Source organism: Pseudomonas sp. PH1b, assembly GCF_000633395.1.
Classification (GTDB): Bacteria; Pseudomonadota; Gammaproteobacteria; order Pseudomonadales; family Pseudomonadaceae; genus Aquipseudomonas.
Genome location: NZ_AYMU01000030.1, coordinates 1 through 23,459 on the forward strand (window position 1 = coordinate 1; position 23,459 = coordinate 23,459).

Annotated in this window: 21 protein-coding genes; 11 read left to right on the forward strand and 10 right to left on the reverse strand. The window is 60.2% G+C overall.

The window, feature by feature from the left end; translation table 11 throughout:
* Positions 1–80 precede the first annotated feature (80 nt).
* The 7 genes from U873_RS0130470 to U873_RS0130500 form a co-directional block, all read right to left on the reverse strand.
* A complete protein-coding gene (locus U873_RS0130470; RefSeq protein ID WP_025131851.1) occupies positions 81–728 on the reverse strand; it encodes a hypothetical protein in 648 nt (215 codons plus the stop codon).
* A 17-nt stretch (positions 729–745) separates the two neighbouring features.
* Positions 746–2,449, reverse strand: a complete 1,704-nt coding sequence (locus U873_RS0130475) for a putative porin (RefSeq protein ID WP_025131852.1) — start codon at positions 2,447–2,449, stop codon at positions 746–748.
* Between the two features lie 39 nt (positions 2,450–2,488).
* A complete protein-coding gene (locus tag U873_RS0130480; protein ID WP_025131853.1) occupies positions 2,489–3,205 on the reverse strand; it encodes an energy transducer TonB in 717 nt (238 codons plus the stop codon).
* Positions 3,206–3,208: 3 nt separating this feature from the next.
* Positions 3,209–3,634 carry a biopolymer transporter ExbD gene (locus U873_RS0130485; RefSeq protein WP_011061113.1) on the reverse strand — a complete coding sequence of 142 codons (426 nt, stop codon included), beginning with the start codon at positions 3,632–3,634 and terminating at the stop codon, positions 3,209–3,211.
* Between the two features lie 11 nt (positions 3,635–3,645).
* Positions 3,646–5,463: a DUF2341 domain-containing protein gene (locus tag U873_RS0130490; RefSeq protein ID WP_025131854.1), complete on the reverse strand. Its 1,818-nt coding sequence runs from the start codon at positions 5,461–5,463 to the stop codon at positions 3,646–3,648.
* A 25-nt stretch (positions 5,464–5,488) separates the two neighbouring features.
* A complete protein-coding gene (locus U873_RS0130495; RefSeq protein ID WP_371261372.1) occupies positions 5,489–7,132 on the reverse strand; it encodes a ShlB/FhaC/HecB family hemolysin secretion/activation protein in 1,644 nt (547 codons plus the stop codon).
* Positions 7,133–7,206: 74 nt separating this feature from the next.
* A complete protein-coding gene (locus U873_RS0130500; protein ID WP_177330334.1) occupies positions 7,207–7,818 on the reverse strand; it encodes a transposase in 612 nt (203 codons plus the stop codon).
* Positions 7,819–8,543: 725 nt separating this feature from the next.
* Here U873_RS0130500 and U873_RS0130505 point away from each other — a divergent pair.
* From U873_RS0130505 to U873_RS0130545, 8 genes are all read left to right on the forward strand, one after another.
* A complete protein-coding gene (locus tag U873_RS0130505) occupies positions 8,544–9,527 on the forward strand; it encodes a DUF1852 domain-containing protein (protein ID WP_025131857.1) in 984 nt (327 codons plus the stop codon).
* 27 nt (positions 9,528–9,554) lie between these two features.
* Positions 9,555–10,583: a methionine synthase gene (locus U873_RS0130510; protein WP_025131858.1), complete on the forward strand. Its 1,029-nt coding sequence runs from the start codon at positions 9,555–9,557 to the stop codon at positions 10,581–10,583.
* A 115-nt stretch (positions 10,584–10,698) separates the two neighbouring features.
* Positions 10,699–11,208: a flavin reductase family protein gene (locus tag U873_RS0130515; protein ID WP_025131859.1), complete on the forward strand. Its 510-nt coding sequence runs from the start codon at positions 10,699–10,701 to the stop codon at positions 11,206–11,208.
* Between the two features lie 179 nt (positions 11,209–11,387).
* Positions 11,388–12,041 (forward strand): epoxyqueuosine reductase QueH, encoded by a 654-nt coding sequence (locus tag U873_RS0130520; protein ID WP_025131860.1) that lies wholly within the window; start codon positions 11,388–11,390, stop codon positions 12,039–12,041.
* Positions 12,042–12,248: 207 nt separating this feature from the next.
* The gene (locus U873_RS0130525; protein WP_157838131.1) at positions 12,249–13,274 is read left to right on the forward strand and encodes a DUF2931 family protein; all 1,026 of its coding nucleotides are present in this window, start codon (positions 12,249–12,251) and stop codon (positions 13,272–13,274) included.
* A 314-nt stretch (positions 13,275–13,588) separates the two neighbouring features.
* Complete coding sequence (locus tag U873_RS0130530) at positions 13,589–14,122, forward strand: RNA polymerase sigma factor (protein WP_025131862.1); 534 nt, start codon at positions 13,589–13,591, stop codon at positions 14,120–14,122.
* A 29-nt stretch (positions 14,123–14,151) separates the two neighbouring features.
* On the forward strand, positions 14,152–15,111 hold the full coding sequence (locus U873_RS0130535) for a FecR family protein (protein WP_029978777.1): 960 nt from the start codon (positions 14,152–14,154) through the stop codon (positions 15,109–15,111).
* A 148-nt stretch (positions 15,112–15,259) separates the two neighbouring features.
* Positions 15,260–17,737: a TonB-dependent siderophore receptor gene (locus U873_RS0130545; protein WP_025131864.1), complete on the forward strand. Its 2,478-nt coding sequence runs from the start codon at positions 15,260–15,262 to the stop codon at positions 17,735–17,737.
* 181 nt (positions 17,738–17,918) lie between these two features.
* Here U873_RS0130545 and U873_RS0130550 read toward each other — a convergent pair whose 3' ends face one another.
* Together U873_RS0130550 and U873_RS0130555 are read right to left on the reverse strand one after the other, a co-directional pair.
* Positions 17,919–19,115 (reverse strand): contractile injection system protein, VgrG/Pvc8 family, encoded by a 1,197-nt coding sequence (locus tag U873_RS0130550; protein ID WP_025131865.1) that lies wholly within the window; start codon positions 19,113–19,115, stop codon positions 17,919–17,921.
* A gap of 372 nt (positions 19,116–19,487) precedes the next feature.
* A complete protein-coding gene (locus tag U873_RS0130555) occupies positions 19,488–20,591 on the reverse strand; it encodes a polyamine ABC transporter substrate-binding protein (RefSeq protein WP_025131866.1) in 1,104 nt (367 codons plus the stop codon).
* 139 nt (positions 20,592–20,730) lie between these two features.
* Here U873_RS0130555 and U873_RS0130560 point away from each other — a divergent pair, with 139 nt between their 5' ends.
* From U873_RS0130560 to U873_RS0130570, 3 genes are all read left to right on the forward strand, one after another.
* On the forward strand, positions 20,731–21,522 hold the full coding sequence (locus U873_RS0130560; protein ID WP_025131867.1) for a LuxR C-terminal-related transcriptional regulator: 792 nt from the start codon (positions 20,731–20,733) through the stop codon (positions 21,520–21,522).
* 139 nt (positions 21,523–21,661) lie between these two features.
* Positions 21,662–21,874, forward strand: coding sequence for a hypothetical protein (locus U873_RS0130565; protein ID WP_025131868.1), 213 nt, complete (start codon positions 21,662–21,664; stop codon positions 21,872–21,874).
* 26 nt (positions 21,875–21,900) lie between these two features.
* The gene (locus tag U873_RS0130570; RefSeq protein WP_025131869.1) at positions 21,901–22,332 is read left to right on the forward strand and encodes a hypothetical protein; all 432 of its coding nucleotides are present in this window, start codon (positions 21,901–21,903) and stop codon (positions 22,330–22,332) included.
* A gap of 55 nt (positions 22,333–22,387) precedes the next feature.
* Here U873_RS0130570 and U873_RS0130575 read toward each other — a convergent pair whose 3' ends face one another.
* Complete coding sequence (locus U873_RS0130575; protein ID WP_025131870.1) at positions 22,388–23,437, reverse strand: type III polyketide synthase; 1,050 nt, start codon at positions 23,435–23,437, stop codon at positions 22,388–22,390.
* Positions 23,438–23,459 lie beyond the last annotated feature (22 nt).

Sequence of the window (23,459 nt, forward strand, 5' to 3'; positions counted from 1 at the left end):
TTGCAGCAGGTCGGTGAGGCTGTCGATGGAAACGCTGTTGATCAGAGTGCCTTGAGTCATGGCTGATTCTTCCCTGTTGTTCAGTGAGCGAGCGCCGCCTTCGGCGCATCGAACTGGTTAGTGTAGAGCTCATCGCCAAAACCCTGAGCCAGCTCTTCGAACTTGACCCGGGCGCTGCCGGCGAACGGCTGGCGGATCTTCACCACCTCGGCCACGTCGATCTTCTCGTAGGCCGTGAGGATCTCCTTGGCGATGCCGTACATCTGTTGATTCTTGACCGCACATTGCTGCACTTGTGTGTCACGTTCGGCCAATTGCGCCTGCAACCTGGCCCGTTCGGCCTCCTTGCCCCGGGCCAGTACCAGCAAATCGTCGTAGGCCTTCTTGAACTTGCCCAACTGTTCACTGCTGGCCGCCGCCTGGGCCTGGGCCTGGCTGTGGAGGGTCTGCTGCTGGCCAGCCAACTGCTCGGCCACGCCGCGGGCCTTGGCCAGCTCGGCGCTAAGCTGCTTGACCTGGGCCTGGGCGTCCTTGGCCGCGCTCTGTGCCGCATCCCGTGCGGCGCTGGCCTGGGCCTGCTCGCTCTGCAGGGCCTGCAATTGCTGGGTGGTGCTGCGCAGCTGGGTACGCAGGCGCTCTTCCATGCCTTCGGCCGCGGCAGGCCCTGCGGCCAGCGCCCCCCAGACCAGCAACAGGCCTGCGGCCCCTGCCCTCGCTCGGCTGTTCATAACGATCCTCCCTGCGCTTAGAAGCGCGTGTTGAGTTCAAGCTGCATGACGTCGACCTCGTAGCGCGGGCCATAGACTTCCGAGCCATTGAGGTAGCGAGCGCTGGCGTAGATGTTCTTGTCGATGCCGTAGTTGCCGCCGATGAAATAGCCCTTGGCGTTGGTCCCGCCGAGGTGGAACGAGGAGTCGTTGAAGCCGTCCGGCAAGGCATCGGGCTGGATGTACTTGTAGCCGGCCAGCAGGTTCCAGTCGCCGGCCTTCTTCATCTCCAGGGCGTTGCCCAGGGTGAACTGCACCATCAACGCATTGCCGCCACTTTCAAACTGGCCGTCGCGGTTGATGTTGTTGACGATCTGGCCCTCGCTGCGCTTGAGCATCTCGCCCTTGTCGTAGGCCAGGTTGTGAATGAAGTTGGTCTGGCTGCGCAGGCGCAGGTCATCCGGCAATTCGGTGTCCCAGGCCAGGTTCAGGTCCAGCACATCGAACTTGGAGGCCAGGCCGACGAACTGCGGCTGCGGGGTCAGGCCCGGCGTGGCCGGATTGGGGGTGATGTTGCGCAGCAGGAACACGCTGTTGCCCTTCTGCATGAAGGCCACCCGCGAGCCGTCGGTGTCGCAGCCCGGGGCCCCGGCCCAGGGTGCGCAGGGGCTCGAGCGCTGGCCTTCGATGTCGTCGAAGCGGTAGTAGGCCAGGGCGCCCTTGAGGCTGTTGCTGCGGTTGATCTTCCAGTTGGCGCCGATCTGCCCGCCGAACAGCCACTTGGTGTCGCTCTCTTCCTTGTCCCAGCCGTTGCTGCTGGCGGTGTCGCTGGTGTATTCCACGGGGAACGCGCCGAGGGTGCCGAACAGGCCCCAGTCGCTGTTGAGCTTGTGGTTGAAGATGGCCGCCACACCGTCGAAGTTCAGGTCGTTGGAATACATCATGTCGGTGGAATAGAACGGGTTGGCGAAGCGCCCGCCGGTCAGGGTCAGGTCCGGGGTGGCCTTCCAGGTCAGGTAGCCCTGGTCGAGCCAGATGTCCTTCTTGCCGAACCCGCCGCCCAGGGTCTGGGTGGTGGACACCGGGTTGTTGTCCGAGCCAGTGCCGATGCGGATACCCGCGGTCCACTCCGGGGTGATCACTGCCTTCATCCCCAGGCGCGCCCGCAGGCGGAACAGGTTGTCGCGGTCTTCCCGGCTGTTGAGCAGCGGCGGCAGGCGGGTGTTGGTGTCCTTGTTGACGTCGTAGGGGCCGTTGTCATTGAGCTTGGCGTAGTCCACCAGCTCGTTGCTGTTGTTGTCGTCGAAGAACCGCGATTCGCTGCGCAGGCGGATATCGCCGTCGAAGCTGATGCGCGACACCCAGTCCGGGAAGGTGTTGGGCTGGGCCCAGTTCTCCTGCTTGGCGGTGGCCATGACCTCGGCCTTGACCTGGTCGCGAATCTGCTCGCGGACAATCGCCGGCACGTACTGCACCCGCACATCCCCCGGTGCCGCGGCGGGCCCGCTGGCTGCCACGGCAACTGCGGCGCTGGCCTGGCGGGCCTGCTGGGCTTCCTTCTCGGCCTGGGCGATCAGGCCGTCGGCCTGCTCCTGCTTCAGTACCCCCTGCTGCACCAACAGACGGATCAGGTTGATCGTGGCGTTCTCCGAGGGCGCGGCCGCAGCGGCCACGGCCTGTCCGGCCAGGGTCAGGGCGACCATGCCGAGCGCCAGGGTCAATCGATTCACGGTGGAAATCATCTGCACACAACTCCTGTAGAAACTGCAAAAGGGGTTCGATCAATCCGGACGCCGGCCCTTCAGGGACAGGCGCACCGGCAGGGTCAGGGAAGCCGGGACGCGCTCCTTCAAGCGCGGCGTGGCACGCAAGGCAGCCAGCACCTGTTCATCGGTCTGCGCGTCGCCGCTGGACTTCACCAGCTCGGCACGGGTGACCTGGCCATCGGCGCCGAGCCACAGGTCGGCCTGCACCGCATAGGCCTTCTTGCGCAGTTCCGGGTCATCACGCAGGACCTTCTGGAACATCGAGGCCAGGTACTGCTTGTAGGTCCCGGTGCCCAGGCCGCCACCGCCGGAACCGGCCATGCCGCCGCCCTTGCCGGCGCCGATGTTGAAGGCGTCATTGCCGGACTGGGCGTCGCCGTCGATCTGCATCGGGTTGGCCAGGTCGTCCGCCGGCGAAGGCGGCGCCTCCTCCTCGGGCTTGACCTCTTCCGGGGTCGGCGTGGGTTCGGGCTCGGGCACCTTTTCCTCCACCGGTTCAGGCTCCTTGGGTTTTTCCGGCGGTGGCGGCGGAGGCGGTGGTGGTGGCGGCAACGGGATGATGGTCGGCACCTTCGGCGCTTCGCGGCGCACCCCGGCCATGTCATTGGCCCACTGCCACAGCAGCCAGGCGGCCACGGCCCCGAGCAGCAGCCCGGCGCCCCATTTCAACAGGCGCAGGGGGGCGGGCTTGCGCTGCACCGGCGGTGGCTGGATTGGTGGTTGTGCGGTCATGGCTCAGCCCTGGCTCGGTTTGCCGGTGACCAGGCCGACCTGGGACAACTCCAGGCGACGCAGCAGGTCGAGGACTTCGATGACCTTCTGGTACTGCACCGTGGCGTCGCCGCGGACGATGATCGGGAAATCCGGGTTCTGCGCCTTCTCGATGCGCAGGCGCTCTTCCAGCTCGCCCAGGGTCACCGGGTAGGCGTCGAGGAACACCTGGCCGCCGTCATTGACCGAGATCGCCTTGGTCTTGGCCTCGGACAGCGACACCGAGGCACTGGCCTTGGGCAGGTGGATCTGGATGCCCGAGACCTGGGCGGTGGCGGTGAGGATGAACATCACCAGCACCACCATCAGCACGTCCACCAGGGGCGTGATGTTGATGCTGTCCACCGCTGCGTCGTCTTCGTCATCGTGGGAGGCATTCACGGAAGCCATGGCAGTTCTCCTCAGGCCGGAACCGACGCGTTGCTGTGGGCCACCCGCCAGTGCGCGGCTTCGCTGTGCTGGCTCTCGCCATGCAGCTCTGCCAGGCGGGTGATGAACTCGTCGACGAACACCCGCATGTCGGCACCCACTTCCTTGTTGCGGGTGATCAGGCGGTTGTAGCCAAACAGCGCCGGGATCGCCACGAACAGGCCCATGGCGGTGGCCAGCAGGGCCGCGGCCATGCCCGGTGCAATGGCGTTGATGTTGACGTCACCGGCCATGGCGGTGCCGAGGAACACCACCATGATCCCCAGTACCGTGCCCAACAGGCCGATGTAGGGGCCGCCGGCAATGGCGTTGGACAGGGTCGAGAGCTTGGAACTGAGCTGCTGGTTTTCCCGGGTGCGCACCCCGTCCATGGAGCAGCGGATGGCTTCGATGGTGGCCGCCGACACCGACGAGGTATCGGCGCCCTGCTCGCGGCGGGTGCGGATCTCCTTGACCGCCACCTGGTACAGGCGCCACAGCGAGGAGTCCACCAGGCGCTGGGCCAGGTCGTGGTCGTCGGCGAACATCTCCAGGCGCGTGCCGACCTTGGCGAACTGCTCGCGAAACACCTGGTTGGCGGCGCTGACCCGGCTGACCATGCGGTTCTTGCGCAGCATGATGACCCACGACTGGATCATCATCCCCACCAGTACCAGGATGATCACCCAGGCATCCACCGGCACCGCCTTGAGCAGGAAGCCCAGGCTGCCGAAACCGAAGCCCGACTGTTCCTCATCGACGCCGTAGGCCACCAGCTTCGATTCGGCGCCCTGTGCGCTGGCATCCGCCAGGATCAATGCTGCCGTACGCGCCACCTTGGACAGGCGCACCTCGTCCATGGCCCCGGTGAACGGCAGGAAATGACTGGCCTCGGCCCCGGCCGCCGGCGGCAGGTCGGCCCCCAGCGCCAGCACTGAATTGAAGGTCGGGATGGCTTGGGCCAGGCTCGCGGTTTCCCGGCCGTTGACGTACAGGCCGAGCTTGCTGCCCTCGCCGCTCAGGGCCAGGTGCTGCCACTGGCCCGGGTTCAACGGCTGGGTGGACACCGCGCGCTGGCCGTCCACTTCAACGAAAGGCATGCCCTGGTTGACCCCGACCAGCAGGCTGCCGGCGCCTTCGCGACGGGCCAGGATCAGTTGCTCGCCATTGGCCTGGTCCAGGCGCACCCAGGCGCTGAAGGTGAACGCGCCACCGGCGTTGTGCTGCAGCGACGGGCTGGCCGGCAACAGCAACGGCTGGCCGCTGAACTGCAAGGCGCGGCCGATCACCCCGTCGATGCTGGCACCCACTGCGTTCTGTGCGGTGTTGCCATAGGCGGTGGTGTCTTTCGCTGGGGTTCCGTTACTGCCGTCGAAGTGATAGATCGCGGTGTAGCTGGGGTCGAAGGTCAACTGGCCATTGGCGGTGCTCGGCGCCTTCTGGTTGCCGTAGTACATCCAGATGTCCTGGCGCTGGCCGCCCTGGACCTGGGGCACATCGACCCAGATCAGCGCCATGCCCATCAGCGGATCGAAGCTTTCGATCTGATGGTTGAGCACGGTCTTGTCATCGGCGGCGACAAAGCGCAGGTCGGCGCCGTCTTCCTTGACCCCGTCGAAGGTGAAGTTGCCGGTGTGCAGCCGCACCAGCAGCGCGGTGCGGCCCAGGTTCTCGTTGATGCCGGCGCCCTGGGGCGTGGTGTCTACCGAGATCTGCTTGCGGTAGTGCCAGTCGTCCTGCCACCAGGCATGGGCCGTGGCCGGGAGCACGAAGCCCAGGCAGATCAACAGGCTCAGGAATAAGCGTTGCATGTGAAGGGTTCTCCGTAAGAAGGCGTCAGAACGTCGCCTGCACACTGAAGTGCACGCGCGGGTCGTATTTCTGGGTATTGGGTCCGTCCAGCAGCGGATAGCCCCAGTCCAGGCTGCCGGACAGCCACTTGCTCAAACTGGCGCGGGTGCCCAGGCCAACGCTGGCCAGGCTGTACTCGTCTTCCTGCTCCACCAGGGGTTCGTGCAGGCGCATCCGCGCGCCCTCGGCAAAGGCGTAGAAGCGCCACTCCTGCACATAACTGCCCAGGAACTTGGCCAGGGACGGCGTGCGCAGCTCCTGGGACAGCAGGTAGCCCTCGTCGCCGGTGCGCTCGGCGGCCAGGTAGCCGCGCACCGACGTGGCGCCACCGGCGGAATACTGCTCGTTGGACACCAGGGGCCCCGAGGCCAGCTGGAACGCGCCCTTGGTCGCCGACTGCCAGTCATTGGCGAAGGTGTAGGTGAAGTTCAGATCGCCCTTGAGCACCGAAAAACTGGCGCTGGCTTCGTCGCGCTTGTACTGGAACTCCTTGGCGTCGCTGCCGTAGCCGAAGGAGCGCCGGGTGCCGATGACCAGGTTCAAGCCCAGGCCCAGCTGCGACTGCTCGCTGTAGCGGTAGCCGTTGTAGCCGAAGGTCAGCGGCGCGTACTTCAGCGGAATCTGGTCGCTGCTGCGGCCAAAGCGCATCTCTTCGTCGAAGTCCTTGAAGTCCACCCCCACCGACAGCGAGTTGGCCCACTGGCCTGCGGTGGGCAGGCTGTAGATCGCCGACACCCCATAGGAATGGCCCTTGCCCAGCACGTTGCTGCCGCCGATGGTGGCGATATTGCTGTCCGACTGATAACCGGAGAACTGCAGGCTCCAGCGCTCGTTCAGCGGTGCGGTGTAGGAACCGGACCAGACCTTGGCGTTATCGGTGTCCTGGGGGGCGGTGAAAAAGGTCAGGGACACGCTGTGGCCCAGTTGCCAGAGGTTGTCGTAACCCACAGTGGCCACGCTGCGCAGCTTCTCGGTGTCGGCGCTGTAGTCGTTGTTCAGGCCGACGCTGGCGTGCCAGGGGTTCTGGTCCTCCACCTGCAGGTCGACGTCCATGGTCCCCGGGCGCTGGCCCTCGCGCACCACCGGCATGACCTGGCGCCCGGCGCCACGGTTGAGCCCGGACAGCTGGTTCTGCACCGTGGCAAAATCCGGCACCTGGCCCTCCTTCAGCGCCGGCACCTGCTCGCGGATATCCACCGGCGAATAGTGCTTGGCCCCGACCACCCGCACCCGGCCGACCTTGGTTTCACTGACCTGCAGATAGACGATGCCGTCCTCGACCTTCTGCTCCGGCAGCTCGACGAACACCGACTGGTAACCCTTGGCCTGATAGGCCTTCTGCAAGGCATCCCGGGCGCCCTCGATATCGCTCAAGGCCTTCTGCGGCCCGAGAAACGGATACACCGCCTCCTCGATGGCCCGGGCATCGAGTACGGTATTGCCGCGCACGAAGTACTCATTGACGTCCACCAGCCGCGCCGGCGCCGCCTCCTGAGCGGCCTGTGCCGGAACCGGCTCGCCCTCCTCGGCCTGCACCGCCGGCACCAGCGCCAGCAGGGTCAGCCAGCCGCACAACGGCCACCAACGCCCACTACTGCCCGGCCGTCCTGATTTCAACAGATGCTCCACACCGCCCCCTAGATGTCCGAAGATTGGCGCCCAGGCGCCCCTGGCCGTCGCCGATTGCACGGCGTTTGGCCGACTCAATTACTGGCTGTCGAGGTGGTTTCGTGGCGGGCCAGCCAGGTGTGCAGCAACGCGAAGTTCAGGGAGAACTCCGGCATTTGCAGCAAGGCGCCGCAGAACACTTCACCGATGATTTTCTGGATCAACTGCACCGCTCGCGGGTTGTTCAACAGCGTGGCGATGTCGCGGCTCAAGACGTTGAAGCTCCAGACCTTCTGATTCAGGTCCAGGCCGACGAACCAGCGGAACAGCAGGTTGTAGCTGAGCTGCTCGTACAACTGCTGCTCGCTGGGCACCGAATACAGCAACTGCAGCAACAGAATGTGCATCACCGTGCGCGGCGCGATCAGCATCCCCGGCTCGGCGTCGAGGGCCTGGAACAGCGGACGGTGCTGATCCAGCAAGTCATCGATCTGCGGGCGCAGCAGCACCAGCGAATGCCCTGGCGGGATATAGCTCGACACTTCCTTCAAGGCGCCCTGCCAGTCATCCTGGGACACGATCCAGACCCACGGCGCACCGTAGCGATAGACCGACACCGGCTTCTTGCGCGCGGCCTCCACGATCTTCGACAGTCGCTGATCCAGCTCCTGCATGCCCACTTTCGAGTAGCGTTCCATAGTCCCCATAGCCTCACTCCCGGCGTCCCGCCTCGGCTTAAAAAAGTGGCCTTGCGGCCCCCTCAAGCGCGTTACATAGCCAAGACGTGCGTGGCGATGTGCTACCGAACTTTTGTCATAAAAGCTTCATTCACAAAGTGAGAGGGGCTGGGGATGGCGCAGGAAGTGGCGAGTTGAGGAGGTGTTGCAGAAGGCCGTCATCGGCTTAGGCAGGATTGCAGGCGAGACAGAGCAGGGTCGGTACCCGCGCAACCCGAGCGCCCTCCTTCAGCGGCATGCGGGTACTCACGGAAAACAGCTCGTTCACATTGATAAGAATGAAAAAGGCGCGACCCGGGCGATGCGCAATCGACTCTGGCGTGTGGCTTGCGCTGTTGCGCCAGCCGCCAATCGGTGTTGGCAGCAGAGCCCCTCAAAGTTCAACGGCCCACTGGATTTCAAGGTGCTGGGTTATCCGCCCTCAAATGAAACGGCCGCCACAAAAGCCAATATCACCCAGTAAATGCTGCAAGACAGAAACTTGCGCAAACAACCTTGCAGCCATCATGAACACGGCTAAAGATTCAGTGAAATCAATTCATTTTCACTCAATCCATGGCCCGACATAAAATACATCTCAATTACAGATTATTAAATACCATTGAGCAGAAATCAGACAAGAGAATTTGAACACACTGAAAGGTGCAACTAACAAATTCCGATTTCGCCTCAAACTACCAGGGTGCCAAGTCACAATGAACAAAGACTTTACATTCGCCATTAAAAGCACTTCTTTCGACGAAAACTATCACCCATCGGAAAACACCCGCATCACCACCAACTTTGCCAACCTGGCCCGTGGCAAGAGTCGCCAAGAGAACTTGCGCAAGACCTTGAGAATGATTGACAACCGTTTCAACGCCTTGGCGCACTGGGACAACCCCAAGGGCGACCGTTATGCAGTCGAGCTTGAAATCATTTCCGTGGAGATGGACATTGAGGGTGAAAAGAATGGCAATGCCATCCCGCTGATTGAAATCTTGAAAACCAACATCATAGATCGCAGGACTGACGAGCGTATTGAGGGCATTGCAGGAAACAACTTTTCCTCTTACGTGCGAGACTACGACTTTAGCGTAGTGTTGTTGGGGCACAACAAGGACCAGGCAAACTTCAGCACTCCGGACAACTTTGGAGAGCTGCATGCAAAGCTGTTCAAATGCTTTTTAAACTCAAGCGCCTATAAAGAAAACTTCAACAAGCCACCGGTCATATGCCTGAGTGTTTCGAGCAGCAAGACCTATCATCGGACTGAAAACCGACATCCCGTACTGGGGGTGGAATACCAGCAGGATGAATACTCTCTGACTGATGAGTACTTCAACAAGATGGGCTTGAAGGTTCGCTATTTCATGCCTTCGAACAGCGTTGCGCCTTTGGCCTTTTATTTTGTCGGCGATTTGCTCGGTGATTACACCAACCTTGAACTGATCAGCACCATCAGCACGATGGACACCTTCCAGAAGATCTACCGCCCTGAAATTTACAATGCGAACTCAGCGGCAGGAAAGTCCTATCAGCCCAGCTTGAAGCACCAGGACTACTCACTGACGCTGATTGTCTATGACCGCGAAGAACGCAGTCGCCTGGCTATCGAGCAGGGAAAATTTGTTGAAGAAAACTTCATCAAACCCTACCAGGCCGTTCTTGAGCAGTGGTCCGCCAATTACGCTCTTTGATCCATTAAAAATACAAGGTCATCTTTCATGAAAAAACTGTTGCCCACTTCAACTGCTGGCAGCCTGCCTAAACCCTCTTGGCTTGCACAACCCGAGACACTCTGGTCTCCCTGGAAACTGCAAGATGAGGAGCTGATCGAGGGCAAGCAGGATGCCCTGCGCTTGTCATTGCAAGAGCAACAACAAGCAGGCATCGATATCGTCAGTGACGGTGAACAAACGCGCCAACACTTTGTCACCACGTTTATCGAGCACCTGAGCGGGGTTGATTTCGAGAAGCGCGAAACCGTCAGGATTCGTGATCGCTATGATGCGAGTGTGCCAACGGTCGTGGGGGCTGTAGCTCGGCAAAAGCCGGTTTTTGTCGAAGATGCCAAGTTCCTGCGTCAGCAAACCCAACAACCCATCAAATGGGCGCTGCCAGGCCCCATGACCATGATCGATACGCTGTACGACAACCACTATAAGAGTCGCGAAAAGCTCGCCTGGGAATTCGCCAAGATCCTCAATGAAGAAGCCAGGGAGTTGGAAGCTGCGGGCGTCGACATCATCCAGTTTGACGAGCCGGCCTTTAACGTCTTCTTTGACGAGGTGAATGACTGGGGAGTGGCCACCCTGGAGCGGGCAATCGAAGGCCTTAAATGTGAAACGGCCGTGCATATTTGTTATGGCTACGGCATCAAGGCCAATACCGATTGGAAAAAGACCCTGGGGTCAGAGTGGCGGCAGTATGAAGAGGCTTTCCCCAAGCTGCAAAAATCCAGTATCGATATCATCTCGCTGGAATGTCACAACTCTCATGTGCCCATGGATCTCATTGAGCTCATTCGCGGTAAAAAAGTGATGGTAGGGGCCATTGATGTGGCAAACCATGCAATTGAAACGCCTGAGGAAGTGGCCACTACCCTGCGAAAAGCCCTGCAGTTTGTAGATGCCGACAAACTCTATCCTTGCACCAACTGCGGCATGGCCCCATTGCCTCGTCAAGTCGCCAGGGGCAAGTTGAAGGCATTGAGTGCAGGCGCCGAAATCGTCCGCAGAGAACTCTCGAACTAGTACTCAGCTAAAGCCGGAAGTGTCCTGAAGAGGTACAGCGGTAGATTGAAAACTACCGAACGACTTCAGGCCTTCCCTGGCATTTTCGAGCGGTACTCAATATTCAGGATCTACCATGTCACTTCCTAGTACGGCTATCGAGCCATTGAGCTTTCGCCAAGCGCTCGGGCACTACGCCTCCGGAATCACGGTGATTACATCGCACATTGATGGCGAGCCGATTGGCTTCACATGCCAGTCGTTCTATAGCGTGTCGATGAACCCACCGCTGGTGTCGTTCAGTGTAATGTCCAGTTCGGCCAGCTATCCCAAAATCCGCCAGGCAGGACGATTCGTAGTCAACATTCTCTCCGGTGAACAGGTGCGGATCTCCAACCAGTTCGCACGCAAAGGCACGGACAAGTGGCACGGGGTCGACTGGCAGGAATCACCGCTGGGGAACCCGATCATTGCCGGCAGCCTGCACTGGCTCGATTGCGAAATTCACGCCGAACATGCCGCAGGGGATCACCTGATCGTGATTGGTGAAGTCAAAGCGTTGAACCTGCAAGAAGCCGCTGCTACGCAGCCATTGCTGTACTTCAAAGGGCAATACTGCAACCTCGCCGCCCATGGCGCGGTGTGAGCCTGTACTGGCGCGCCCCTCTTTGACACTGCAATCAATCGAGCGTCTTGCCCGTCCGTGAAGCCTCATGGCATCGGAGCCGCTCTTGAGGCCCCCTGGGGCCTTTGCCTACAAGCTGCCGGAGCACTTTCGCGTGCTCGGCTTTTTCATTTGGCTTGCTATTCCCGGGACACACCGCCATGACAGGCATCAAAAGGCCTCAACTCAGCCTTCCCAATGGCGCGGACAGCTTGCTGTTGCACTCCTGCTGCGCGCCCTGTTCAGGAGAAGTGATGGAAGCGATCAGCGCCTCGGGCATCGACTACACCCTCTTCTTCTACAACCCGAACATCCACCCGGAGCGTGAGTACCTGTTGCGCAAGGACGAGAACATCCGTTTTGCCGAAGATCACAAAGTGCCGTTTATCGATGCCGATTACGATAAAGACAACTGGTTCGAACGTGCCAGAGGCATGGAACATGAACCCGAGCGCGGCGTGCGCTGCACCATGTGCTTCGACATGCGCTTCGAGCGTACGGCGCTTTACGCCTATGAGAACGGCTTCAGTGTGATTTCCAGCTCCCTGGGTATCTCACGCTGGAAAGACATGAAGCAAATCACCGACAGTGGCATCCGCAGCGCGCAAAAGTATCCTGGAATTAGCTATTGGGACTACAACTGGCGCAAGGGTGGCGGCTCGGCACGGATGATCGAAATCAGCAAGCGCGAACGTTTTTATCAGCAGGAGTATTGTGGTTGCATTTATTCCCTGCGCGACACCAACCACCATCGCAAGGATCAGGGGCGGGACATCATCCGTATTGGCGTCAAATACTACGGGGACGATGAATGATCGCCTCGCAATCTGTCTCCAGGGAGTTGATGCGGGGTCTGGTGCCACCGGTTAAGCAGGCATTCTCGACCTGTGAGTGCTTGGTAAAAGGTACTGGACGGCCAGTCCTCCGTTCAACTTGAAGCCAGGTAAAATGCCGGCCAATAAAGCCCCCTATCAACAAGGAAGTGGTGACGGCACATGCGAGCAAAAACTCAAAAAACAATAATGACTTCCATCCTGTGCTGTTTCTCGTTGCTCGGTTGCAAGCACACAAGTACCGCAGAAGGCTATGACTGGTCGGGAACGGTATCGGCCCCGCAGGAGTACCCGATGGAAGTCTATAGCGGCGCGATAGTTTCCAAGGACTATAGCTTCGCCTTTGACTCGATCTGGGGCACCCAGAATACAGGCTGGGGCAACGGTGGCGGGACCATGAGTGTGGGGGCCAGGGAAAAAGCAGCCCCGTATCAACTGGAGTTCACCTGGTACTCCCTGGTAGAGAAAAAGTTCTATACCGGCAAATGGGCGTTGGACAAAGAGAGAATCGAACACCTCTTTGATCAAGGCTTTATCGACCAGGACACCCACAAGAAAGACACCTACAGCGTTTTTAAAGTAGGCCTGGCGCCCAAGGGACGAGTCGTGCTTTGGCTGTCCGGGCCTGGCAATCAAAAGGAAGTCGGCGCATTCAGTGCGCAGAGCGTCATCATCAAGCCAGAGGACGCCTACAGCAATGCACAGTACATGTTCAAGGACGGCTATGCAGAGCGCATGCTGAACGACCCGGCTTATAAAACCTTCACCCCGGCCATCAGAGAGAAAATACGAGCCCAAGGCTATCCCGCGGCGGAGGTCTATGACACATACCGAGAAAAATACGTTTGGAAGCCGGTAGTTGTGTTGCCCGATGGCGGTCACTGGATGGACTTCGGCATGCACACCTTCAATGGTGAACAGGAAAGCCTTTTCGGCGACAGTTTGCTGAACAATCAATATGAAAAAAGAGCCATCCCCAAGTTCACTGCCTTCTACTGGCAAGACGCGGCAGCAAACAGGTATGGCGTATGGATTGACGCTTATGATGAGCAAGAGATGTTTGAAATTTTCCAGAAGCTCGGCCAAGAAACAAACATCGACCTCATAATGAAAGTCAATTCAGACAATACCAGGCTGTCTCTGGCATTGAAGTCGGCGGATCAACAACTGCCGATTACGAAAGCCACAATCAGACTCTCGCGTAAAATCGAATGATCAGGCATTTCTCATGAACCCAGGAGCGGCTGCGTCGCGCCGCTTGCCGCCTCCGATCAACAAGCCGAACCGTGAAAGCGATGAAACCGCCCGCACCGAGCATTGGCGCTTCGGCGAGTCGAGAGCGCTCTTGCCAGCCCGTCAGGCTCTGAGGAATCACCGGTAACTCCCCGACTCTTGCCATATGGGCCCCGCCTTCTCCATCCCCTGAACAGCGCCACCCCGGCGTCCCCCGCAAAACATATCAATTGCGAATCACTCGCATCTTCTGCTAGCGTGCGCGCTCCCGAACGCCCCTTGATCAAGGTAGTGCTGTGCCCTCCTGGAATAAGCAGATTGCGCGCCTGTTCACCGAACAGAAGAAGGCCCTCGAAGCGTTCGTCACCCGCCGCACCGGTAGCGCCCAGGTGGCCGCCGACCTGACACAGGAATCATTCCTGCGCCTGGCCCGCCTGGAGTCCGGCCAAAAGATCGAAAACCTGCCGGCCTTCCTCTTCACCATCGCCAGCAACCTGGTGCGTGATCATCAGCGCCAGGCCATCCGCCGTGAGCGCCTGGAAGTCGGCGAGCCCAGCGAAGAACTGCCCTGCGACAGCCCCTCGGCGGTCGAACAGCTGTCTGCCTATCAGGACGAAAGCCTGATGCAGGATGCGATTCACGCCCTGCCCGAGGCCACCCGGCAGATCTTCCTGCTTTATCATGTCGACGAATATTCCTATCGGGAGATCGCCGAACGTCTGGCCATCAGCCCGCGGAGTGTCGAATACCAATTGCGTCGCGCGCTGATCGATTGCCGGGCCTATATCCAGGCACGGCTGGCGGGCGACTCCCGAGGATCGCGGCCATGACTCGCGAACCCGTAGCCGTGGAATCACTGATGACCGACTCCGTTGCGCCGTCGCTTGACGACGATCTGTTTGCTCAGGCTTCGGGCTGGTACTTCCGCCTGCAGGCCGAGGACGTGAGCGCGAGCGACCTCGACGCCTTCGCCCTGTGGCTGGCTCAAGGGCAGCCCGAGGAGGATGCATGGCAGGAGGTCCAGGCGCTGCTTGGCGCCCTGCGCGCCCCCGCGCGGGCCATTCGTCAACAGCAGCAGGCGCGCTGGCGCAAACCCGCGGCCCGACAATGGATGCAGTGGTCTTGCGCTGCTGCGGTGCTGTTGATGGTCGGGCTGCTGGCAGTGCAAACGCCCTGGCTCGACCGCCTGCGCGCCGACTACGCCACCGGCACCGGCGAGCAGCGCCGGGTGCTGCTCGCCGACGGTTCCGAGCTGCTGCTCAATACCGACAGCGCGGTACAGGTCCGCATGAGCGATGGTGAACGGCAAATCCGCCTGCTGCGCGGCGAGGCCTGGTTCGCGGTCACCAAGGACCCGACACGGCCCTTTGTCGTCAAGTCCGGTGCTGGCCGGGTGAAAGTGCTCGGTACCCAGTTCAGTGTCGCCCGGCGCGCTGAACAGACCCGGGTGCAGGTGGCTGAAGGACGGGTCGAGGTCAATGCCGGCAGCGGCGAACCGGTCTACCTGGAACCCGGGCGTGCCGTGGAGTATCAGGACCGGGCCCTGACCCCGGTCCATGGATTCGATCCCCTGGTCGGTCTGGCCTGGCGCCAGCGCCAACTGGTGTTTCGCCAGCAACCGCTGTCCGAGGTGGTGGCCGAGTTGAACCGCTACTGGCCGGGCCACACCCTGGTACTGGGGGATGAGCTGCGCAATCGGCAGGTATCCGGTGTGTTCGACATCGACAAACCGGATGCCGTGCTCAAGGCACTGGTCTACACCCTGGGTTTGCGCGCCGAGCATTACACCCCGTATCTGCTGGTCCTGCGTGGCGATTGATGGGGCATTTCGCCGCGCCTGCAAATAATTCTCAAATAGTTTCAGGGTTTTCCCGTGGCGCGTCGTCCTTGATCACTGAGGCGTAAACAATAAGCACTCTCAAGTAGTGCCGCGCCGCCACATCGACTTCGATCATTGGGGAACATCCATGGGACATCCGATTGCTGCCCGGCGCCTGCCCGGCGTGCCGACCTTGTTAACGCTGGCCCTGGGCTGTGCCCTCGTGGGCTTGCCGGTCCAGGCGCAGACCAGCGCCGCGGCGCAGGCTCAGCTCTACCGTTTCGATATTCCGGGGCAATCCCTGGATGCGGCCCTGGCGGCCTTTTCGGCGGCAACCCGGGTCCAGGTGCTGGTCTCGGCAGAGGTGACCCAAGGCCTGCACTCCCCCGGCTTGCACGGCAGCTTTGCCAAGGACGAAGCCCTGAGCCGGCTGCTGGCCGGCACGGCGCTGCAGGCCCGGTTCATCGACGCTGACAGCGTGACGCTGGAACAACCTCGAGCCACCGGCTCGGCCCTGGAGCTGGGAACCACCCAGGTGAATGCGCAACGCTTGGGGACCACCACTGAAGACAGCGGCTCCTACACCACCGGGGCGGTGACCATCGGCAAGAGCACACAGAAACTCAAGGAGATTCCGGAGTCGGTCAGCGTGCTGACCCGCAAGGCCATGGATGACCAGAACATCAGCACCCTGACCCAGGCTGTGGAAGCGGTGCCGGGCCTGGCTTCGGTCAAGTCGCCGGGGCCGGGCATGTTCATGTTCGCCCGGGGCTTCGAGATCGAGTCCCTGCAGTACGACGGCGTACCCGTGCCGCGCAATGTCTATGCCCTGGGCAGCTACATCACCGAAAACATGGTGATCTACGACCGCATGGAAGTACTGCGCGGCTCGGCCGCTCTGCTGCAGGGGGCCAACAGCCCCGGCGGCGCGATCAACATGGTGCGCAAGCGTCCGCAAGCCGTCCCGACCGTGACCTTGAGCGCCAAGGCCGGTAGCTGGGACCGCTACGCCTCCCAGGCCGATGTGGGTGGGCCGCTGAACGAAGCCGCAACGGTTCGCGGCCGAGCGGTGGTCAACTACGAGAAAGGCCATTCCTTTTCCGATTACGTGTGGAACTGGGAGCAGACCCTGTACGGTGCCCTGGATTTTGACCTGAGCGACGACACCGTGCTGGGAGTCGGCTTCAGCAACAAGAAGAGCCATGGCCGTCCGTACTTCATTGCCTTGCCGCGTTACGCCGATGGCAAGGCCCTGGACCTGTCGCGCTCCACTTACACCGGCTCGACCTGGAACCGTTCGGCGAACGACCAGACGGCGCTGTACCTGGACCTGGAGCATCACTTCAACGACAACTGGAAGCTCAAGGTCGCGGCGACCGGGATGAACGAATCCAACGCAGCGACCTATCAGTTCATCGCCGGTGCCGTGCAGCCCGGGACCACCAGCGGCCCGAGCTATTCCGACTTCGCCACCGACTTCTACGGCAAGAGCCGCGGCCTCGACCTATTCATCAACGGCGATTTCCAAGCCCTGTCGTTCAAGCAGAGCCTGGTGCTGGGCGCCAACTACTCCAAATACACCACGAACGACGGCTATGCCCGCAGGTTTACACCTGGCGCGGACATCAGCGACATCGACCATCACCGCCCTCAACCGAGCTATGACTCCATTGCCGACCAGGCCAACCTGGCGCTCAGCACCTATGACGTGCGGCAAAAAGGCATCTACGGCTCCTGGCGGGTCAAGCTGACCGAGCCGCTGACCCTGATTCTCGGCGCACGCACCAGCTGGTACGACTACAAGTTCGACCAGGACAACTACTCGGCCCGCAAGCTGCAGGAAGGCGGTGAGAAGAACTCGGTCAAGACCAGTGGCAAGGTCACGCCCTACACGGGCCTGGTGTATGCACTCAATGATCAGTGGTCGGTGTATGGCAGCTACGCCGAGGTATTCATTCCCCAGGTGCAGTTGACCAAGGAAAAGTCCGCACTGATGCCGGTCGAAGGCAAGAACTACGAAGTGGGGATCAAGGGCGAACTGATGGATGGCCAGCTCAACACAGCGTTGTCGCTGTTCCGCTACATTCACCAGAACCGTGCCGTGACCGACCTCACAACCGACATCAACAGCGACGAGGCGTGCAATGGCTGGTACTGCTCGACGGCCTCGGGGAAAGTCCGCAGCCAGGGCATCGAAGCCGAGCTCAGCGGTGAAGTCGCACCGGGCCTGCAACTGGCCAGCAGCTACACCTACAACACCACCACGTTTCTGGAAGATACCAAACTCAAGGGCAAGGTATTCGCCACCTCCACCCCCAAGCACATGCTGCGCATCTGGAGTGACTACCGCTTGCCGGGGGACTTCAACAAGGTCAGCGTTGGCGCCGGGGTCAATGCCCAAAGCAGCACCATCAGTTTTGACCGCGCGTTCGAGCAGGCCGGGTTTGCCATCTGGAACTCACGCATAGCCTACGACGCCAGCGATGAGGTGCTGCTAGCGGTCAACCTGAACAATATGTTCGACAAGCATTACTTCATTCCCTCCTACAGCCAGGTGACGGGCAACAACTACTTCGGTGATCCGCGGAACTTGATGTTCAGTGTGACCTACAAGCCACAGTTCTAAGCCGGGGCAGTCGAACATACTTCGCCGCGGGCGGGGTATGTTCGTAACCATCATCGATAAGCATCTCCGCGCTTCTGTGCTGGTCATGCCGCTCAAGCGCCCTGCCCTGCATGCCCCACCAAACAGTATCTTCTGGGCGCTGCCCAACTGCCCTGGAGAGCGCGCCAAGAACGCTTGGCATTCAGCCGCAGCACGGGCAGGCGCCGATCCACGGACGGCAAGGGTCGCTGTCGATAAATGTGACCATGACTTCAGTCCCCGGCCCCAGGAGAATCGCCTCACACTGCCAGTGAGAGGCGTCCAGCCAACAACTGCTCTTGTCATCAAACCGACCTTCGCGGTCCCAGGGAAACTTGACCTTGACCCGGGCGGGGCGCGCCTCTTCGCCTTCCACTGCAATGACCACTGCGGTCTGAGTGCTGGGCACCAGGGGCTTGCGGTGAGCCACAGGCGGACGATAGGGCCGATCCCAAGGTAGGGCGGTGAAGCGGTTGCGATACCCCTGATCAAAGTCGTCCTGGCTGCCAGTGCTGCCTAGGGCAGTCTTGTCCCTCAGCACCTGGGGTTGCTTGCCCTCGTGGATGACCCGCGTCAGTAGCCAGAGGTCGTTCCGCTCCTGGCCCAACGTGCCCGAGATCGGCACAACCTGGCCGCTGGCCAGCCAGGTCTGGTCGCCTCGCCCTTCAGTGTGAAGATAAGTCTCGTGGCCGTGCTCCAGCGCTGCACGGTCAAACGCCGCCAGGCCCGGATGGCATGGCTGGCCCCGTTGCGCCTTGGTCGGTCTATCGTTCCCCTGTCTCTTGGCGGTGACTTGTGCGCCCCGGGGAAAAGCGGCCAACTCATCGCCAAACACCAGCACATGGCCCTGGGGGCTGTGTTGGAAGTGAAAGTGAATCCCCTCTTCCTCACACAGGCGCTGGATAAAGTGCAGGTCCGTTTCGTCGTACTGGGTACAGCACTCACGCTTGGGGTAAGTCGCCCGTAGATGAAAGCGATAGGCACCTCCCAGAATCCCGTGTTCCTCCAGTATCAAGGCAACGATGTCCGGCACTGAGTACTGTTGATAGACCCTGCGGTTAAGCCGGTGGCGCAAGTAGGACAAGTGCGGAACCAGGGCCAGGTTGTAGCGCCCCTTGCCGCGTTGGGCAATGTGATAGACCCGCCCATGAATGCCTTCACCCTGAGTGCCGAAGGCCAGAAAGGCCTCTGTGTCGAACAGGCGCTGGAGATCCAGGCCGGCCTCCTCGCCCACCAGCTCCAGATTGAAGAAGTAAGGCCTGTTGATCGCCTCTTCCCCGGTGAAGGCCAGTACTTGAAAGTCAGGCTCAAAGCCATCGATTGTCAAACTCAAGGGCGTCTGATTGGCTGGGCTGAACATCCGCTGTTCTCTTCTTGCATAGATGTTGAATGGATGCTGTCGCAGACAGCGATGTCAGGACACCGGACCAATCCGGTCCGGAACTAGAACCTGCAACCTGGGCTCGGCAGCCCACTCGCCCCAGCAGCGACGCAACAGCCATTGCCGGCAAGCGTCAACGCTGGCAGCACCTCGTTCAGTACCCGGGAACGCCCTTGCGGGAATTCAAGGATGCAGTACCCGCGACGCTGCACTTCGAGCGCCCTCCCACTGGCATCTTGAAACCCGCACAGCGATAGCCTCGACCTGCTGTCCCGCGTCCTTGTTCATGGCCATGGCCATGGCCTGCAACAAGACACTGTTGGAAACCGCAAGTGATCCATCAAGCCGCTATCAAATACTGCTCTTCACCTTGGTCCAGACCCGGGTGCGGATACGCTCCAGTTTCAATGGCAGCGGCTCAAGAGGCACCAGTGTGGCAAGGGTATTCCTGTCTGGATAAATCCACGGATTGTCCCGCAGCTTCTGCTCGACAAACTCGGTGGCGTCCTTGTTGGCGTTGGGATAAAGAGTGTGGTTTGAGGTTTTGGCAATGACTTCCGGTTGCAACATGTAGTTGATGAACGCCATGCCCGCCTTGGGATGGGGGGCATCCTTCAGCAACACCAGGTTTTCCGACCAGACCAGCGCGCCTTCGCGCGGAAGGCTGTAGGTAATCCTGCGCCCGGTGTTGGACTTCTCATTGATGGCCTGGGCAGCAAGGGCGCCATTGGCCCACCCCACCACCGCACAGATATTGCCGTCCGCCAGGTCGGCGTCGATCCTCGACGAGTCGAAATAGAGGATGTAAGGGCGGATCTTCAACAGCAGGGCTTGAGCTTTCTGATAGTCCTCCGGGTTCCTGCTGTTGCTGGGCAATCCCAGGTAATGCAAGGCAATCGAAATGATCTCGCTGGGAGAATCAAGCATGGCCACGCCACAGGACTTCAGCTTGCTGATGTTCTCTTCCTTGAAGATCAGGTCCCAACTGTCCACCGGAGCCTTGTCGCCCAGTGCCGCCTTGACCTTATCAATGTCATAGCCAATCCCGGTGGTGCCCCATAGATACGGCACGGCATAGCGATTGCCCGGGTCATTGACCGCAAGCTGGGACAGAATGTCAGGGTCGATATGGGACAAATTGCTCAGTTGGGCGGGATCCAGCGGCTGCAGCACTCCCGCCTGGATCAGGCTGGGCAACACATTGGAAGTGGCCACCACCACGTCGTACCCCGTGCGCCCGGCCATGACCTTGCTCTGCATGATTTCGGCGCTGTCGAATGCATCCATATGGATCCTGTTGCCGGTCTCTTGCTCGAACGCCTTCGGCGTCTCGGGAGCAATGAGCCCGAACCAGTTATACAGATACACTCCAGGCCCTGCCGCTGCGACAGATGTGCTTATCCCTGCACAGAGAAGCGAGACCGAAAAAAGGGTTCGCAAAGGTGAATTTCTCATGCAACATCCTTGTAAAAAACGATGTGCCTTCATGGCCATCGCAAATCCTGGCAGTGAATATACGGGGCATTCCCGAATAGTAAATACCTACGAATACTTACCTCAGACCCACGACTCCCTAACCCTAAAGGGGTAGAAGATGCCACTCGACCTTCACAGCCTGGCCTGGCACCGTTCGATTGGAAAACTGATCATGCAATTGAACCGTCCAGAGTTCTGGAGCTCGCTTGTTCGCACCCTGAATGAGTATGTGCAGATCGATAACTGGGTTGTACTGATCTTCAGTAACCAACATGTACAAGTTGTCAGTCTTCCGGAGATAGCCGATGCAGAGGAAGTCGATGCCTTTATCCATCGCTACGTGAAGGGGCTGTACCTGCTGGATCCTTTTTACATAGCCAATCGAGAAAACCCGCAAAGCGGATTCTTTCATCTGCTGGATATTGCGCCTGAGTACTTCATTGAGACCGAGTACTACCATCAGTATTTCGAGCAGTATATTTCCGTAGATGAGGCGCAGTACAACGTCCAGCTCGACGCCGACAGAACCTTGTGCATTTCCATTGGCAGCAGCGTTCGCTTCAATCAAGAGCAGATTACGATGCTTGATCTCATCAAGCCTTGGGTGAGCGCGTTAATGCACCAGCGCATGAGCTTCGAGACGGAGGTGGAAAAGAACCTCGCCGCGCCCCCTCTCTGGCCGGAAACCATCACCCGCCTCGGCACCCAGATAACAGCCCGGGAAAGTGATGTACTCAGGTTGTTACTGAGTGGTTTCTCCAATAAGGAGATTGCGGGGAAACTTTCCCTTTCGTCAGAAACGATAAAAGTCCACCGTCGCAATATCTACGGCAAATTGAACATCAAGTCACAGTCCGAGCTGTTTGCCCGATTTTTCATGCCCAAACACGAGGCCCTTGCTTCAAGTTGAAAGCAGCGAAGCCGCCGGAGCATTCTCTGCATCAGCCCCCGTTCGGCGCATGATCAATGGCCTGTCATCCACGCCAGCGACAAGGATCCAGACCTCCCTGGCAACCCCCTCGCCCTGCAACACGGACGTAAAGGAAAAAATGTTCAACGCGATTCTCTTCAGCCTGCTCTCGAGCATCTTGGTCCTGATTGTTTTCGGCTTCTTGATATCACAATTGCTCCCTGCCCAGTTCATCGCGGGCAGCCAAATGGACTGGGGGTATTTCACCTCCTGCCTGCTCATCCTGCCCGCCGCGCTTGCCGGCGCCAGGCAGGTCAGGAAAATCACAGGCCCGAACCCTCGGGTTGCCTGAGGCCCACAGAAAAGCCGAGTTGCCCCATGAAGTTCACATCCGCCGGCAAACCCATCGACCCTCGTACCCTCAGCTACCGCAGCCTCGGCTTCGGAGAAGCCGTCAGTCTTGATACAACACCCTATGAACTGATCTTGGAGCACAGCGACTTTCCACAACACTTCCTCGAATGTGCCGACACCTTCATCAGCGAATGCAGGACAGACGACCTTGAGCAAGGCTTTGCAGACATCCCGGGGCTCGAGCGGCTGAATTACCCGACCTTTCAGGAGCTGTTGGAGAGTCAACCCGAAGTGGCAGCCGCCTTGATTGACGACTACCTGTATTTCGAGTTGTTTTTCGCGCTGTTCCGGGACCCAAGTCCCCTGGCGTTAGTGATTAACAGCCTCACCAGCACCTCTGCAAAAGGCAGGTCGATCATCATGGTCGGCGAGACCTTTGCTGCCAGGCAGGTCTGAACAGCCTTCACCTTGAGGCCTGGATGCCCCGCCCGCCCACGCCGCTCGCTGCCCCTCAGGCATGCCATTGGCCCAGGCTCATCTCGACGCTGAAGCCCGGGCCAAAGGCGGCCATCAGGCCTTTGCTACCGGCCTTGGGGGGCGATTCGAACTGGCGGCGCAACACGTCGAACACCGCCACGCTGGCCACGTTTCCAGCCTCGGCCAGGCTGGTTCGGGACAACCCTACACTGTCCTCAGGTAACTGGAGGTGGATGACCAGCTCATCAAGGATCTTGCGGCCACCGGTGTGAAAAATGAAAAAGTCATTGTCCGCACAGCCCTGCCGCTGGTGATCCTGGTTGAACCGTTCAAGGACCGGAGCGATGTCCTTGATCGAGTGCATGACGGCCTTGTCCAGCGCGAAATGAAAGCCGCTGTTCTTTACCTCGTACCTGATGAAATGCTCGCTGTCGGGCAACAGGTACGAGCGTCCAGCCGTGATCCGGACCCCCTGCGCTCGGTCATCGGCACGCAAGACACAGGCGCCGGCGGCATCGCCGAACAACGCCGCGCTGATCAGCGAATGCAATTGCTTGTCCCCCGCCTGATAGCACAGCGAGGAAAACTCCAGGGAAACCATCAGTACATGGTTGTCGACATCCAGGGCGGCAAAATCCCGAGCCCGGTTGATCGCCGCCATGCCGGCCACACAGCCCAACTGGGCAATCGGCAATTGCACGGTCGTCGCCGGCAGGCGCAGGTCGTTGATCAGGTGGGCGGTCAGGGACGGCATCATGAACCCGGTACAGGAAGTGACAATCACCATCCGTATCGCGCTCGGGGTCAGGTCGGCATTGACCAGTGCCTGACGTGCCGCGGCGCACGCCATGTCTCTAGCAGCGCGCTCATAGAGGATGCTGCGCCGGGTAATGTCGGACTGCTGGAGCAGTTCATCCAGCGGCAGCAGCAGGTGGCGCTGTTGCACCTGGCTGTTGCGGATCATGCGCTCGGACAACGCCGTGCCTGGCTGATCGCCGTGCAGCCGCCGCAGATGCTCGATCATCTGTTGCTGGCTGATCCTGTGCTCCGGAAACAGTACATGAGGCAGACAAAGGGTCGGCATCGAACTTCCTTGTTGAAGGCTG

Coding starts and splice junctions, on each gene's coding strand:
- U873_RS0130470 (WP_025131851.1), bottom strand. CDS start 728: ATGAACAGCCGAGCGAGGGCAGGGGCCGCAGGCCTGTTGCTGGTCTGG.
- U873_RS0130475 (WP_025131852.1), bottom strand. CDS start 2,449: ATGATTTCCACCGTGAATCGATTGACCCTGGCGCTCGGCATGGTCGCC.
- U873_RS0130480 (WP_025131853.1), bottom strand. CDS start 3,205: ATGACCGCACAACCACCAATCCAGCCACCGCCGGTGCAGCGCAAGCCC.
- U873_RS0130485 (WP_011061113.1), bottom strand. CDS start 3,634: ATGGCTTCCGTGAATGCCTCCCACGATGACGAAGACGACGCAGCGGTG.
- U873_RS0130490 (WP_025131854.1), bottom strand. CDS start 5,463: ATGCAACGCTTATTCCTGAGCCTGTTGATCTGCCTGGGCTTCGTGCTC.
- U873_RS0130500 (WP_177330334.1), bottom strand. CDS start 7,818: ATGGGGACTATGGAACGCTACTCGAAAGTGGGCATGCAGGAGCTGGAT.
- U873_RS0130505 (WP_025131857.1), top strand. CDS start 8,544: ATGAACAAAGACTTTACATTCGCCATTAAAAGCACTTCTTTCGACGAA.
- U873_RS0130510 (WP_025131858.1), top strand. CDS start 9,555: ATGAAAAAACTGTTGCCCACTTCAACTGCTGGCAGCCTGCCTAAACCC.
- U873_RS0130515 (WP_025131859.1), top strand. CDS start 10,699: ATGTCACTTCCTAGTACGGCTATCGAGCCATTGAGCTTTCGCCAAGCG.
- U873_RS0130520 (WP_025131860.1), top strand. CDS start 11,388: ATGACAGGCATCAAAAGGCCTCAACTCAGCCTTCCCAATGGCGCGGAC.
- U873_RS0130525 (WP_157838131.1), top strand. CDS start 12,249: ATGACTTCCATCCTGTGCTGTTTCTCGTTGCTCGGTTGCAAGCACACA.
- U873_RS0130535 (WP_029978777.1), top strand. CDS start 14,152: ATGACCGACTCCGTTGCGCCGTCGCTTGACGACGATCTGTTTGCTCAG.
- U873_RS0130545 (WP_025131864.1), top strand. CDS start 15,260: ATGGGACATCCGATTGCTGCCCGGCGCCTGCCCGGCGTGCCGACCTTG.
- U873_RS0130550 (WP_025131865.1), bottom strand. CDS start 19,115: ATGTTCAGCCCAGCCAATCAGACGCCCTTGAGTTTGACAATCGATGGC.
- U873_RS0130555 (WP_025131866.1), bottom strand. CDS start 20,591: ATGAGAAATTCACCTTTGCGAACCCTTTTTTCGGTCTCGCTTCTCTGT.
- U873_RS0130560 (WP_025131867.1), top strand. CDS start 20,731: ATGCCACTCGACCTTCACAGCCTGGCCTGGCACCGTTCGATTGGAAAA.
- U873_RS0130565 (WP_025131868.1), top strand. CDS start 21,662: ATGTTCAACGCGATTCTCTTCAGCCTGCTCTCGAGCATCTTGGTCCTG.
- U873_RS0130570 (WP_025131869.1), top strand. CDS start 21,901: ATGAAGTTCACATCCGCCGGCAAACCCATCGACCCTCGTACCCTCAGC.
- U873_RS0130575 (WP_025131870.1), bottom strand. CDS start 23,437: ATGCCGACCCTTTGTCTGCCTCATGTACTGTTTCCGGAGCACAGGATC.